The following is a 12,699-nucleotide window of genomic DNA, read 5'->3' on the forward strand; positions in this document are numbered from 1 at the left end:
CATTAATCCATTTTTTTACAAAAACACTGAGGAGATTTGGGACAAGGGGACAGCTCATTTTCCTAGATAAGGTAGGTGCGGGACACGACTTCTGTCCACGTTTAGCATAATTAGAAAAGGTGCCTACTCCTAGTAGTGGCACCGGTATTATCTACTTATTTGTAAGGGGAATCGTTAAGATGTTTTCTTTAGAACCATCTTTTGCTGAATAAACGAAGAGCTCAAATTTAACCTCATTTTTAGGCTGAGCTATTAAGGTTTTATCAATCGCGATTTCGAAGTCACCCCAAGAAGGGGCACCTACTGTTTGATAGTGGTCTTCAAGCAACTTGTCTTCACCATCATAAACTGCATAGTCAAAAACACCTTCAAAAACTTGAGCTTTACCAGTAATGACAATTTGATCATCAGTCTCAGACACTTTTACATCTTTGAAAATTTTGTTTTGATATACCTTTTCTTCATTTGTTGGAGCAACATCATTATCCGTATTTTGTTCTGTTTCATCCACTTCCTTATTTTCCTTTTCCTGTTCGGTTTCGTCTTGATTGTTTTCAACCTGTTCCTCAGTGTCATTAACTTGCTCATTGTCATTCGGTTCGTTGGTTTGATCATTTTGGTTACATGAGGCCAAGATGGAGGCAATACATAATAAAGCAATTAAAATAAAGATTTTTTTCATTGATAATCCTCTCCTTCACAAAAATATCTCTCTTTCTTATTTTGCGTAGTTTGAGGAAAAAAATACCGAAGGACAGACTCTGAGTACTTTTCTATCCTTAGAAAAAAGTTGTCCATATTATCACGTTATTTGCATATAAATAGGAACACGTCCACTCAAGACAGGGGAGTTCTTAGTATATGCCATTTTTAATGAAAGCAGTTGCTATCTTTGTAGGCAGCATTACAATTGCAATGGGGATCAATGTTTTTTTGATACCAAACAAAGTTTTAGACGGTGGAATTATTGGGCTGGGGTTAATTATAAGTTATCTCTTTCATACAAATGCGGGGTTCTCCATTATGGTTTTGAGTATCCCCATATTTACGATTTCTTGGTTTAAATATCGATCCTATTTTTTTAATAGCCTCCACGGAATGCTTCTATCCTCGTTTTTTATAGATTTTTTTCATAACTTCAACCAAATTCGTTTACATATTTCTCCCATATTTAGCTCGTTTGCTGGTGGGATTCTAATCGGTTTTGGAATTGGATTTATGCTTCGCTTTGAGACAAGCACGGGAGGAACTGATTTATTAGCTCAGTTTCTTTCAGACATTGTGAAAATGAATGTGGGCATCATCATTCTGATTATTGATGTCTTTGTCATTTGCCTTGGAGGGTTATTCGTTTCAATGGAAACCTTCTTCCTTTCGGCGGTCACGATTTTAGCCGGAGGGATAACTACAAGTGTTTGCACGTGGAATATGACAAGTAATAACTATAAAACAAAATAATATTCCTACTCTTCACTAATTAATATTTACAATAAATACAATCATATAAAAATCTGATTTAGGAACAATATTATCGTTGTCATTACAACAAGAAAAAAGCAGGAGGCAGTAAAATGACAAATCAAATTGACACTAATAAATTAAAACAAGCAGAAGCTCAAGCTTCAATTGCAAAAGACATGATCACATCGGCAATCGAACAATCCGCAGCAAACCAAGTTTTAGCAAAGGAAGCATTAAAATCTGCATCACAGGAGATTGCCCAAGTTCAAACAATTTTAAGTCAGGCGCAATCTTCACTTCAAACACAAACAACAGATGAATCTTAATCCAGTATGGACCCTTTTTTTGAAAGGGGTCCTAAACCATATTTACATAACAAAATAAAGCATAAGCTTTCCAAACGGAAAGCTTTGCTTTGTCTCATATTTGTATCTCGTCTTTTTATCAAAAACTAATTAGTTTCTAATCGCTTTAAATCCATAAATGTTCGGAGCCGTAATAGCATCAATCGGCAAGCATATGTTTAGTTCTACTTCAGGATAGTTTTAGCTACCCCCCTCCTGGGCATTTGACTTGTCAACGCCGATTTCATGTTTTTTTCTTTGCATTGCAATTTCAAAAACAGCTATGAATGTTGCACTGTTTGCGTCAAGAATCTTGACATGGCCGTACATTAAATGGGAAGACAAATGGATCTTTCCTTCAGTCATTAATATTTTTGTGCAAGTTCTCCCGCCACATATTGTTTACGTCCTGCACCAATACCTGCAAGTGTCATCAATATTGTTATCACAGTAAATATGACTAATGGCGTTAACCATGATTGTGTATAATCAAATAGAAAGCCAATTAGTGTAGGACCAATGGCAGCTAATAAATATCCGATTGACTGTGCCATTCCAGATAAATTTGCGGCTTGTCTTGAGTCTCTTGTTCGTAGTCCAATCATGGTGAGTGCTAGGCTAATACTAGCACCTTGGGCTATCCCAATACAGATGATGGATAAAATCAGAAGGCCGTTCGTTTGCACAAACATCAGCCCCATTACCCCAATAAAATAAATGATTCCAATTATGCCTACCATCATCTTTTGACTTTTAAAACGGTTAGCAATGACAGGTGCTAAGAATGTAGTTGGAAGACTAACTAGTTGCATTAACGATACCACCCAGCCCGCCATTGATAATTGCATTCCATGACTTTCTAAAATTTCCGGCAACCATGCTACTGTACAATAAAATAAAAAAGATTGTAATCCCATAAACACAGTTACTTGCCAGGCAATCGGTGATCGCCACATGGCGCCATTTGAGGGTTGATTTTTGTATGTAGTAGATGGTTTCTTATTATTGCGTATTTGAGGTAACCAAATAATCATGGCGATAACCGCGACCAATACCCAAAAGGCTAATGCCCATCTCCATCCTAAAAATAGGCCTTTTGCCAGCGGGATACTGATTCCAGATCCGATGGCAGCGAAGGCATTCATGGCTGTAGTATAAATACTTGTAATGATACCAACTTTTAAAGGGAAATGAAGCTTTACAATACTTGGTATAAGGACATTTCCTATTGCAACACCAACTCCCACAAGTAATGTGCCTAAAAAGAGCGTTAACGTATAGCCTAATGATCGCGTGAAAATGCCAATGCACAGCACCAATAATCCTAGAAAAATAGTTCTCTCATTTCCTATGGTTTGTCCAATTTTAGGGGCAAGAATTGAAAGAATCGCAAAAGAGATTAATGGAAGAGTTGTTATAAAACCCGCTACCCCATTAGAAATACCTAAGTCAGAACGAATTAGATCGATAATTGGCCCGACTGATGTTATCGCTGGGCGCAAATTAAAAGCTACGAAAATAATCCCTATAATAAGTAAAACATTAGAGAAGCTTTTTATATTTTTAGAACCCATATGCACCACCAATTCTCTACTACAACGATATCTGTCATTTAAAAAGGCTACTAGAAAGTATTTTTCGTGTTAGCAAGCCCAAAATAATCATAGCCTTTTTATTAAAATATGAAAACTGTTTAATTTGATTCAATTAATATTATATAATAAACATAAGAATATACGTTCTTATTATTAAGGGGTTGATTAATAATTGAAAGAGTGGGAAGCATCTTATATTGCGGGAATAATTGATGGAGAAGGAAGTATTTCATTAACTAGAATGCATGGAAAGGAACACCGTAGACCCTGTATATCTATTGCATCAACGGATCTGGAACTCCTTCTTTAAATTCAAAAGTTAACTAGAGGTGTAATTAATAGCAAGAGGAATTACAAACCTGATCGGCACAAAGACTCCTATACTCTAACAATAAAGTAAAAAGAAGATGTTTTTCATACATTGGAAAATATCGCACCATTTTTGAGAGTAAATAAGAAAAGAAACCGATCTGTTTGGATTCTTGAAAACTATGAAAATGTAACTCCTCGAAATGGAAAGTACAGTCCAGCACTATTAAAAAAGAAAATGATATTCGAAGAATACTTTTTCAACATGTAAAAAGGACTCACCATTAACAGTGAGTCCTTGTCAATTAATATTTAACCACCAAGTATATGTATTTGGTGGAGACGGTGGGACGTGCTTTTCCATGCTTTCGTCATGGCACTGACTATATCTTGAACCTGCAGTTATCAGGTCCTCCGGCGTATTATGCGAAACATATTTTATACCTGTTCAGGTAGGATTTCGCATCCTAGTACTACCATGGTTACATGGCAGCCTATAAGTCGATACACGGCTGTTAGATTGCTCTACATACCGCTCGGCATTGCCTTATCGCATCGAGTGCGACTTAGGTTTCACCGATAAAGCCGGATTATCACTTATGTGTTACCACATAAGGCGACTAATTACTAATCGAACCCACGTCCAAAGATATTGGCACTTAAGCTTCTACGAGTGTAGTCGATATATTAGCGATTCGCTAACTTTTCAGCCTATCGACAGGCTTCCAAGCAGCTAGTCTGGTTGTTCTTTTCCTTTGTCCTCAGACGGCGAACTCCGGCGTAGCCCACTTAGAGTGAGTCCCTAATCCTACCACATGGGCGATGGAGGGAGGAACCGCTATAGTCTGTTATTAAGCAGCTAAAGCGAAGTTGTTGTTTTCTTTGCCAGTTATAGGCATTGACGTTTTTACGAGGCCGATCCCCTCGACTCGCAACTTAAGCTCAAACTACCCCTGTCGAATCCGTAGCGTCCCCATATGTCGAATGATAAGCGGCGAATCTCTTCGTCAGCTCGCTCGTTCGAATCCTCACGTATATAAATACGCTCCGGTTCTCACTCACTTCGCTTCCTCGACCTTCTTGCTTCTAATTCGCCATCCATTCTAAAATGATAATGATGAACTTAATCACCAGTTATCAGGGTGTATCGGATGAAGTGTTCTTGCTTTCGTTGACTTATTCAATTGTCAACTACATATCTTATTATAGCACATGTACTCACAATTTCAATTGTAAGTTATTGTAAGTAATACCAAATCACATCTTCTGTCTTTCTCTGAAAGCACGCTCAATATCACGTTTTGCTTCTTTTTTCTTGAGGTCTTCACGTTTGTCATATTTTTTCTTACCTTTACCAAGACCTAATAAAAGCTTTGCATAGCCATTTTTCAAATAGATTTTGATTGGCACGAGTGCATATCCTTCTTCTTTTGTAAGTCCAATTAGTTTAGCAATTTCTTTTTTGTGAAGAAGTAGCTTACGTGTCCGCAGTGGATCATGATTATATCGGTTACCTTGCTCATAAGGGCTAATATGCATGTTATACAGGAATACTTCACCGTTATGAACACGCGCATATGAATCCTTAAGATTAGCACGACCATTACGAAGGGATTTGATTTCTGTCCCTTGAAGCACGATACCTGTTTCATAGGTTTCTTCGATAAAATAATCATGATTTGCTTTTTTGTTTTGTGCGATTACCTTGCCTATACCTTTTGGCATATTGATTTCCCCCTTAAGACGGTACCTTTTATTTTAACAAATAATGGACAACATCTCAAGGAAAGGCTTATTAATTGCAAGGTAAACTTGCTTCTTGATCATTATCAACAAACCAGGAAATGATGGTCGTGCTGTCTCTTACGTTTTGGGATTGTATTTTCTTTAGTATTGATTCTAATGCGAACTCATTTGATCGGTCTAAAAATTCTTTTTGTATTTTTCCAGGTTGATCATAAGGTAATCCTGGACATTCAATTAAACCATCTGTTGTTAAAAATAAATGGTTCAATCCTTTTCTTAGTTCCTTTCGTCCGTAGCTATAGCATGGGACAAGGAGTTCGAAGGTGTTAACCTGACCAATCCATTCAAAAAAGTGCCTCTGGTTGACTTGATTTTGTCCGAGTTTCTCTAACTCTGGATGGAACAAATACAAGATACAATCACCAACTGAAAACCACCATATAAATTTATCTTTCCTAAGGACAATTAGACAAGAGGTTGATCCTTTAACTTTTCGGCACGAAGCTAAAAATTCTGGACTCTGAAATATTTGAAGCACCTTCTCATCAATCCCCTTAAATGTTTCTTTGATTGACCCTGATAACAGAGACTTTATTGAATCCTGCTGTTTGGTAAATTCCTGCACAATCACTTCTGCACTTTCAGCGGTGTGGTGGGCATCAAGAAGAATTACGAACTCCCAATCTTCATGTTCATATGCCAAACCAGACAGCCGTCTTCATTTTTTGATTGACCGGCTGATGAATTGCCACCAAATTGACCGATTATTATTTTTCCTCGTTTCTGAACAGATATTGTATCAACAAAACTTTCCTGGGAGCCTACCCACCAATAGTCACCCATGATTCTCATCTTCTAAGGCACTTTTTATTCTTCTACAAATCTGAACAATCTGTTCTTTATTCCCCATTGGTGCTTCAGGCCAATCATAGACTGCCATTGGTCCCCAATACTCTTCCGGTGTGTTTGGATATCGCGGAACTATATGCATGTGAAGATGAGGAACTGCATTTCCTGAAACAAAAGAATATATATGTTCTGCTTGTTCACTTTCCTTTAAGGCCTTACTCACTTTTGCCATAATGATGCCAAATGCCTTCGCTTCCTCCATTGTCATATCAGCAAGACTTGGCGTATGTCTTTTTAAATCAATCATGATATGACCAAGGTAACTATCTTCGCCATTATGATCAATGTGTCCTACATATACATAATCGTCTTCATAAATCGTTTCCCCATCTGTTTGAATCAAACCGTTGTGTTTTTTACATATAAAGCAATCCTCCATCAATTTTCCCCCCTTGTAATTCACACAAGTATAATTCATTTAGATTAGAATTGGAATATTTTTCATATAAAAAAAGAATCCAGCGCACCTGCTGGAACCTTTCATTGTTCATTCTATATTTGCTTTATTCGCATAGAAATACATCCATGCCATGAAACCGCCACCACCTATTAAATTTCCAACAGTAACAGGAATTAAATTATGAATCACGCCATTAACTGTGACAGAGTCCGGATGATCCATCACATACGAAACAGCAAACGTACACATATTGGCAATGCTGTGTTCATAGCCGGAGATAAAAAAGCAAAATACCAGTAACATCATAATAAATATTTTAGGTCCGTCTCCACGCATTCCCAGCGGCAGGAAAAAGGCGAGGCAGACAAGCCAGTTACAGAGAATTCCTCGAAAAAACAGTTGAGAAGTGGTGAGTTGCGTTTTGTTGTAAGCAACCGTTAATAAAAATTCATTAACAGCTTCACCTTGAAATAGACCTGTCATAAAAAATAAAAATGCAAAAAAGAGGGCTCCAATTATATTACCTATATAGCTATAAACCCACATTTGCCCGACCACTTTCCATTGCATCCTTTTACGTAAGGCCGCATACGTGTAATAAAAGGTATCACCTGTAAACAGATCTCCACCACCGTATGCAATGAGAATAATTGCTGCACCAAATGTGATGGCAGCAACGGGAAAAGCAACCGGCGATTGTTGCATAAAAAAGAAATTACCTGTACGAAAGGCAACGATTACTCCAAACCCAATAAACATACTCGCTAATACAGCTCTCAAAAAGTAAATTAACCTGCTATTTTGAAATGTATCACGACGAGACATTGCCAGTTTTTCAATACTTGATAGTGGTCTTGTTTCCATATATCTTCACCACGTTACTTTTTTGGTTTCACCTCATCAAAATATGGGGCAAGAATTGTTTTTAACACATTCGCACTGTTTTCAAACTTTTGTTGTTCCTCTTCATTTAACTCCAGTTCCATAATTTCACGGATTCCATTTCGGTTAATCACGCAGGGCACGCCAATATACACATTGTCCTGTCCATATTGTCCATCCAGATGAGCGGAAACTGTCAGTACTGCATTCTCGTTGGAAAAGATAGCTTTAGTGATTCTAGCTAGTCCCATTGCAATCCCGTAATAGGTTGCTCCCTTGCTTTTAATAATCTCGTACGCAGCATCTCGTACCCGAATAAATATGTCATCCAAGTCTTCCTTTTTATACTGCTCATTTCGCCCCATATATTTTTTGATTGGGAGAGTACCAATATAGGCAGAGCTATACACTGGCAATTCACTGTCTCCATGTTCTCCGATTATATAAGCATGGATATTTTTCGGGGCAACATTAAAATATTCTCCTAATAAATATCTGAAACGTGCAGTATCTAAAATCGTCCCAGAACCGATTACACGTTCTTTTGGTAATCCACTATACTTCCATGTGGCATATGTTAAAATATCAACCGGATTCGTGGCGACCAGAAAGATTCCATCAAATCCGCTTGCCATCACGTTCTCTACTATTTCTTTAAAAATTTTCAGGTTTTTTTCTACTAAATCTAATCGCGTTTCACCAGGTTTTTGATTGGCTCCAGCACAAATAACGACTAAATCAACATTGCTGCAATCTTCATAACTTCCGAATTTAATAAGGGTAGGATTTCCTGTAAAAGCTTTTCCATGGTTAAGATCCAGTACATCCCCTTTTGCTTTCTCCTCATTTACGTCAATCATAATTAGTTCATTAACTATGCCCTGATTCATTAGAGCAAAAGCATAGCTTGAGCCTACAAACCCTGTCCCTATCAAAGCAACTCGACTGACACGATCCCCTATATTCATCTTTTCAACCTCCAATAAAACAATAATGCCATTTAAATAACAACCCTTATTATTTGTTGGAGTATCTAAACTATGCAAGAAAAAAAGTACTCCACCTTAGTGAAGTACTTTCAACTTATCTTCTCTTTTTTCGTTTCTTGCTTTTCTGTGGCGGCACATTATCATACTTTTTCTTTTTCTTCCGTGGCTTACGGGTTGACCATTCGCCATCGTTGTCACTACCTGGTTTTTTGTCATCCTCATTCGGTTTGCGACGACTTCTTCCTTTTTCGGACTTAATAATTGTAGGCTTTTCCTTTGAAAATTTGCGGCGGCTTCCTTTCATGCCAACCACTTCAAAGTCAACTGAACGCTCATCTTTATTAACGTTAATTACGCGAACCGTTATTTCGTCTCCAATTCGGAATACATTCCCGGTCCGTTCCCCAATCATCGCATAGCTTCTCTCATCATAACGGTAGTAATCGTCGGTAAGATAGCTAACGTGAACGAGCCCTTCTATGGTGTTTGGAAGCTCAACAAACATGCCGAAGTTTGTCACAGAGCTGATGATGCCATCGTATTCCTCACCGATTTTATCCATCATATATTCCGCTTTTTTCATGCTGTCTGTTTCCCGCTCTGCTTCAACTGCACGTCGTTCCATATTAGAGGAATGCTCTGCAATTTCTGGAAGTCTTTCTTTCCACTTATCCTGAGTTGCATTGTCGAGCTTGCCTTGGATTAAATAGGTTCGAATTAACCGATGAACGATTAAGTCAGGATAACGTCGAATTGGTGACGTGAAATGTGTGTAAAAATCAGTTGATAAACCAAAGTGTCCAACACTTTCTGGATCGTACTTTGCCTGCTTCATTGAACGAAGCATGACGGTTGAAACAACCATTTCCTCAGGTTTCCCTTGAACAGCTTCGATGACTTCCTGCAAGGCACGCGGGTGAATTGAATTACCAGCACCTCTTACAAGATAGCCAAAGTTCGTAATAAACTCTAAGAAGCGTCTTAGCTTTTCTTCATTCGGATCCTCGTGAATCCGGTAAATAAACGGAACGTTCATCCAATGGAAATGCTCTGCAACTGTTTCGTTTGCAAGTAGCATGAACTCTTCAATTAGACGTTCCCCAACAGAGCGCTCTCGTAAGACAACATCATATGGAGCACCTTCATCATCGACAAGAACCTTTGCCTCTTTAAAATCAAAGTCAATCGCACCACGCTTCATTCGTTTTTCACGAAGGATCGCAGCGAGCCTTTCCATTTCTTCAAACATTGGAACAAGTGGCTCATACCGTGTGCGCAGTTCCTCGTCTTTATCAACAAGAATACTGTTCACATCAGCATATGTCATTCGTTCGGTTGTTTTTATCACACTTTGAAAAATATCATGCTTAACCACGACACCGTTCCTGTCAACTTCCATCTCACAGGACAGCGTTAAACGATCAACCTTTGGATTTAAAGAACAAATACCATTTGATAAACGGTGCGGAATCATCGGAATGACTCGATCAACAAGATAAATACTTGTTCCACGGTCACTTGCTTCCTTATCAATAGGGGAGCCTTCTGTCACATAATGTGTAACATCCGCAATATGAACACCAAGTTTGTAATGACCATTATCAAGCTTTGTAACTGTGACGGCATCGTCTAAATCCTTCGCGTCGGCACCATCGATTGTTACGATGACTTCATCTCGCAGGTCCCGACGATTTTCAAGATCTTTTGGATCGATGGAATCAGGTGTATGGTTTGCCTGCTCCAATACCTCTCTCGGAAACTCCTGAGGCAGTCCGTGCTTATGAATGACAGATAGAATATCGATTCCTGGGTCATTTTTGTGACCTAAAATCTCAACAACTTCTCCTTCTGCACTCATCCGCCCTTCTGGATAGGTAACAAGCTTGACGACAACTTTATGTCCCTCAATGGCCCCATTTGAGGCTTGCTTTGGAATAAAAATATCGTTGGCGATTTTTTTATCATCTGGAATGACGAAGCCAAAACTTTTACTTTCGGTGTATGTACCAACAATTGTTTTGATGCCATGCTCAATAATCCGAACAACTGCTCCTTCCTTCCGTTGGCCGGAAGATTCCGAGTTAATTCGAACAAGCACGGTATCTCCATGCATTGCATTTTTCAACTCAGTTGGCGGAATAAATACATCATCCATCGTCTTGTCGTCTGGAACCACAAATGCAAAGCCCTTCGCATGGCCAGTAATTGTTCCGCGAACAAGGTTCATTTTTTCCGGAAGACCGTAACGATTGCTACGTGTTCGAACGACTAACCCCTGTTCTTCCATCACCACAAGGGCTTTAACAAAGTCTTTAAAGTCCTCCGACCCCGAGATACCAAAGGCTTCCTCGAGCTCTTGGACGGTTAAGGGTTTGTATGCTTCTTCCTTCATAAAGTCTAGTAATTTATTGATATGAATTTGGATTTCCTGTTCCATATTTTTCCTCCCGTTACCAATCTAACTGCTCTAAGAATGCATACACATCCTCGTGCAGCTGGTCACGTTCTTTATCTAGGGTTATGACATGTCCTGATTCCTCATACCATTTGATCTTTTTAAAATCATTTTCAATCGCTTCATATATTATATTTGCACTATCTGGATTTATCATTTTGTCATGACGGGCCTGTGCAACAAATGTCGGGGAATAGATCATATCGACATTGTCACGTACTTCCGCGATTAGGTTCTGTAATGCTTTTAATGTATCCATCGGAGTCTTTTTGAATTCCTCGATTTCTTGTTCGATTTGCTCAGGTGATTTCCCCTCAAATCGCTTGTATTCACGTGCAAATTCAACTACACCCTCATACATAACTTCTTCACTTTTTAGATACATCGGGGCACACATAGTCACAATCCCTTTTATAGGTACAGTGTAACCCAATTTAAGGGAAAATACCCCGCCAAGTGACAATCCTGCAACTGCAATTTTATCGTAACCTTTGTTTTTTAAAAATTGGTAGGCATTCATAACGTCCTCCCACCAATCCTCAGGACCTGTATGGACCAATTCTTCAGGTGGAACACCGTGCCCCTTGTAGATTGGGGCATGACAGGTATAGCCTCTATTCTCAAGGAACCTCCCAAGCATCCGTACGTCTGCTGAATTTCCGGTGAAACCATGTAGTAATAAAACAGCCTTTTCTCCGCCTTCAAAAAAGAAAGGTTGAGGTAATTTGATCTTCATTTTATGTAAAACTCCTTTTTGTTACTTCTATCAAGCTTATTTTGCGCTTTTTTTCCGTATTCTACTATCGTAACGGAAATACTGTTTTGAGCGCAATAAAAAAGGCTAGACATCAACTTGTCTAACCTACTTTTGAATAAGTTTATAGTTCAAAGTACGATACAGCAACTGTAAGAACAAAGAATAATACCGCTAGGACAACTGTTACGCGATGTAAAACCGCGTCAAGACCACGCGCCTTTTGCTTTCCGAATAACTGCTCGGCACCACCAGAGATAGCCCCTGATAAACCCGCGCTTTTACCGGATTGCAATAAAACGACTACAATCAATCCAATACATACGATAACTAGTAATGTAACAAGAATTCCATGCAACATATAAAACGACACCTCCTGAACAAGAACGCATATGACGTTAAAATAAATGTACCATAAAAATACCATGTGGACAATACTGCATTTTCTGACATTAGACAAATAATTCAAATCAAATGATAACGCACGCTGATAAGCGTGATGTCGCCTAGCGCTCACCGCCCGGGACTTCATATGTTTGAGTCTTCTTAGCATCCATTTTCCAACGATTCACTTTATGATTTCCTTGATAAACGTCCATATTAAAATAGACTAACTTGAAAGGAATGATATGTGTGATTAATTGGGATTTGGATGCATTAATCAAAGAGCAGAAAAAGCACAAAACGAATTATTTAGGCGAGAATACACAACAGGATAAGCAAAAGAAACAACCGACGAAAAAAGATAAATAACTTTTGATGGGAGCTGCGCCTCTCCCAAGATTTATGCGTCACTTCTCGGAGATTTGAGCCAAAACGGAATTTTTTGCGTCACTTCTCGGAGATTTGCGCCAA

General features: G+C 38.7%; 14 protein-coding genes and 1 other RNA gene. 3 read left to right on the forward strand and 12 right to left on the reverse strand.

Annotation, left to right across the window (positions count from 1 at the left end):
• Nucleotides 1-151 precede the first annotated feature (151 nt).
• Nucleotides 152-682, reverse strand: a complete 531-nt coding sequence (locus tag V7138_RS21130; RefSeq protein ID WP_335401247.1) for a Gmad2 immunoglobulin-like domain-containing protein — start codon at nucleotides 680-682, stop codon at nucleotides 152-154.
• 179 nt (nucleotides 683-861) lie between these two features.
• On the opposite strand from V7138_RS21130, the gene V7138_RS21135 reads away from it, so the two are divergent.
• Together V7138_RS21135 and V7138_RS21140 are read left to right on the forward strand one after the other, a co-directional pair.
• The gene (locus tag V7138_RS21135; protein WP_335401250.1) at nucleotides 862-1,458 is read left to right on the forward strand and encodes a YitT family protein; all 597 of its coding nucleotides are present in this window, start codon (nucleotides 862-864) and stop codon (nucleotides 1,456-1,458) included.
• Between the two features lie 113 nt (nucleotides 1,459-1,571).
• On the forward strand, nucleotides 1,572-1,787 hold the full coding sequence (locus tag V7138_RS21140; protein ID WP_335401252.1) for a hypothetical protein: 216 nt from the start codon (nucleotides 1,572-1,574) through the stop codon (nucleotides 1,785-1,787).
• Nucleotides 1,788-2,170: 383 nt separating this feature from the next.
• On the opposite strand, the gene V7138_RS21145 is transcribed toward V7138_RS21140, so the two are convergent.
• A complete protein-coding gene (locus V7138_RS21145) occupies nucleotides 2,171-3,388 on the reverse strand; it encodes a CynX/NimT family MFS transporter (RefSeq protein WP_335401254.1) in 1,218 nt (405 codons plus the stop codon).
• 184 nt (nucleotides 3,389-3,572) lie between these two features.
• Between V7138_RS21145 and V7138_RS21150 the strand changes: the two genes are divergently transcribed.
• Nucleotides 3,573-3,710 carry an LAGLIDADG family homing endonuclease gene (locus V7138_RS21150; RefSeq protein WP_335401256.1) on the forward strand — a complete coding sequence of 46 codons (138 nt, stop codon included), beginning with the start codon at nucleotides 3,573-3,575 and terminating at the stop codon, nucleotides 3,708-3,710.
• Nucleotides 3,711-4,337: 627 nt separating this feature from the next.
• Here the strand turns inward: V7138_RS21150 and ssrA are convergent.
• From ssrA to secG, 10 genes are all read right to left on the reverse strand, one after another.
• Nucleotides 4,338-4,676: a transfer-messenger RNA gene (gene ssrA, locus V7138_RS21155) on the reverse strand.
• 290 nt (nucleotides 4,677-4,966) lie between these two features.
• Complete coding sequence (gene smpB, locus V7138_RS21160; protein WP_335401259.1) at nucleotides 4,967-5,434, reverse strand: SsrA-binding protein SmpB; 468 nt, start codon at nucleotides 5,432-5,434, stop codon at nucleotides 4,967-4,969.
• A 70-nt stretch (nucleotides 5,435-5,504) separates the two neighbouring features.
• Complete coding sequence (locus V7138_RS21165) at nucleotides 5,505-6,158, reverse strand: protein phosphatase 2C domain-containing protein (RefSeq protein ID WP_335401262.1); 654 nt, start codon at nucleotides 6,156-6,158, stop codon at nucleotides 5,505-5,507.
• Nucleotides 6,125-6,298 (reverse strand): hypothetical protein, encoded by a 174-nt coding sequence (locus V7138_RS21170; RefSeq protein WP_335401265.1) that lies wholly within the window; start codon nucleotides 6,296-6,298, stop codon nucleotides 6,125-6,127. The genes V7138_RS21165 and V7138_RS21170 overlap by 34 nt, the downstream gene beginning before the upstream one ends.
• A complete protein-coding gene (locus V7138_RS21175; RefSeq protein ID WP_335401267.1) occupies nucleotides 6,291-6,743 on the reverse strand; it encodes an HIT family protein in 453 nt (150 codons plus the stop codon). The genes V7138_RS21170 and V7138_RS21175 overlap by 8 nt, the downstream gene beginning before the upstream one ends.
• A 108-nt stretch (nucleotides 6,744-6,851) precedes the next feature.
• Nucleotides 6,852-7,628 (reverse strand): formate/nitrite transporter family protein, encoded by a 777-nt coding sequence (locus tag V7138_RS21180; RefSeq protein WP_335401269.1) that lies wholly within the window; start codon nucleotides 7,626-7,628, stop codon nucleotides 6,852-6,854.
• Nucleotides 7,629-7,642: 14 nt separating this feature from the next.
• Entirely contained in the window at nucleotides 7,643-8,614 is a 972-nt protein-coding gene (locus tag V7138_RS21185) for an L-lactate dehydrogenase (protein ID WP_335401272.1), read from the reverse strand.
• A gap of 115 nt (nucleotides 8,615-8,729) precedes the next feature.
• Nucleotides 8,730-11,072 carry a ribonuclease R gene (gene rnr / locus V7138_RS21190; RefSeq protein WP_335401274.1) on the reverse strand — a complete coding sequence of 781 codons (2,343 nt, stop codon included), beginning with the start codon at nucleotides 11,070-11,072 and terminating at the stop codon, nucleotides 8,730-8,732.
• Between the two features lie 13 nt (nucleotides 11,073-11,085).
• Nucleotides 11,086-11,826, reverse strand: coding sequence for an alpha/beta hydrolase (locus V7138_RS21195; protein ID WP_335401277.1), 741 nt, complete (start codon nucleotides 11,824-11,826; stop codon nucleotides 11,086-11,088).
• Nucleotides 11,827-11,968: 142 nt separating this feature from the next.
• Nucleotides 11,969-12,202, reverse strand: coding sequence for a preprotein translocase subunit SecG (gene secG / locus V7138_RS21200; protein ID WP_335401377.1), 234 nt, complete (start codon nucleotides 12,200-12,202; stop codon nucleotides 11,969-11,971).
• Nucleotides 12,203-12,699: the final 497 nt, after the last annotated feature.

Origin of the sequence: Bacillus sp. JJ1533, assembly GCF_036965045.1 — a bacterium.
Lineage (GTDB): Bacteria > Bacillota > Bacilli > Bacillales > Bacillaceae_L > Ferdinandcohnia.

What these genes read in the sequence shown, in the direction of transcription:
- V7138_RS21195 (WP_335401277.1), bottom strand. Translation starts at nt 11,826, where the DNA reads ATGAAGATCAAATTACCTCAACCTTTCTTTTTTGAAGGCGGAGAAAAG.
- V7138_RS21135 (WP_335401250.1), top strand. Translation starts at nt 862, where the DNA reads ATGCCATTTTTAATGAAAGCAGTTGCTATCTTTGTAGGCAGCATTACA.
- V7138_RS21130 (WP_335401247.1), bottom strand. Translation starts at nt 682, where the DNA reads ATGAAAAAAATCTTTATTTTAATTGCTTTATTATGTATTGCCTCCATC.
- V7138_RS21140 (WP_335401252.1), top strand. Translation starts at nt 1,572, where the DNA reads ATGACAAATCAAATTGACACTAATAAATTAAAACAAGCAGAAGCTCAA.
- V7138_RS21180 (WP_335401269.1), bottom strand. Translation starts at nt 7,628, where the DNA reads ATGGAAACAAGACCACTATCAAGTATTGAAAAACTGGCAATGTCTCGT.
- rnr (WP_335401274.1), bottom strand. Translation starts at nt 11,072, where the DNA reads ATGGAACAGGAAATCCAAATTCATATCAATAAATTACTAGACTTTATG.
- V7138_RS21170 (WP_335401265.1), bottom strand. Translation starts at nt 6,298, where the DNA reads ATGGGTGACTATTGGTGGGTAGGCTCCCAGGAAAGTTTTGTTGATACA.
- V7138_RS21175 (WP_335401267.1), bottom strand. Translation starts at nt 6,743, where the DNA reads ATGGAGGATTGCTTTATATGTAAAAAACACAACGGTTTGATTCAAACA.
- smpB (WP_335401259.1), bottom strand. Translation starts at nt 5,434, where the DNA reads ATGCCAAAAGGTATAGGCAAGGTAATCGCACAAAACAAAAAAGCAAAT.
- V7138_RS21185 (WP_335401272.1), bottom strand. Translation starts at nt 8,614, where the DNA reads ATGAATATAGGGGATCGTGTCAGTCGAGTTGCTTTGATAGGGACAGGG.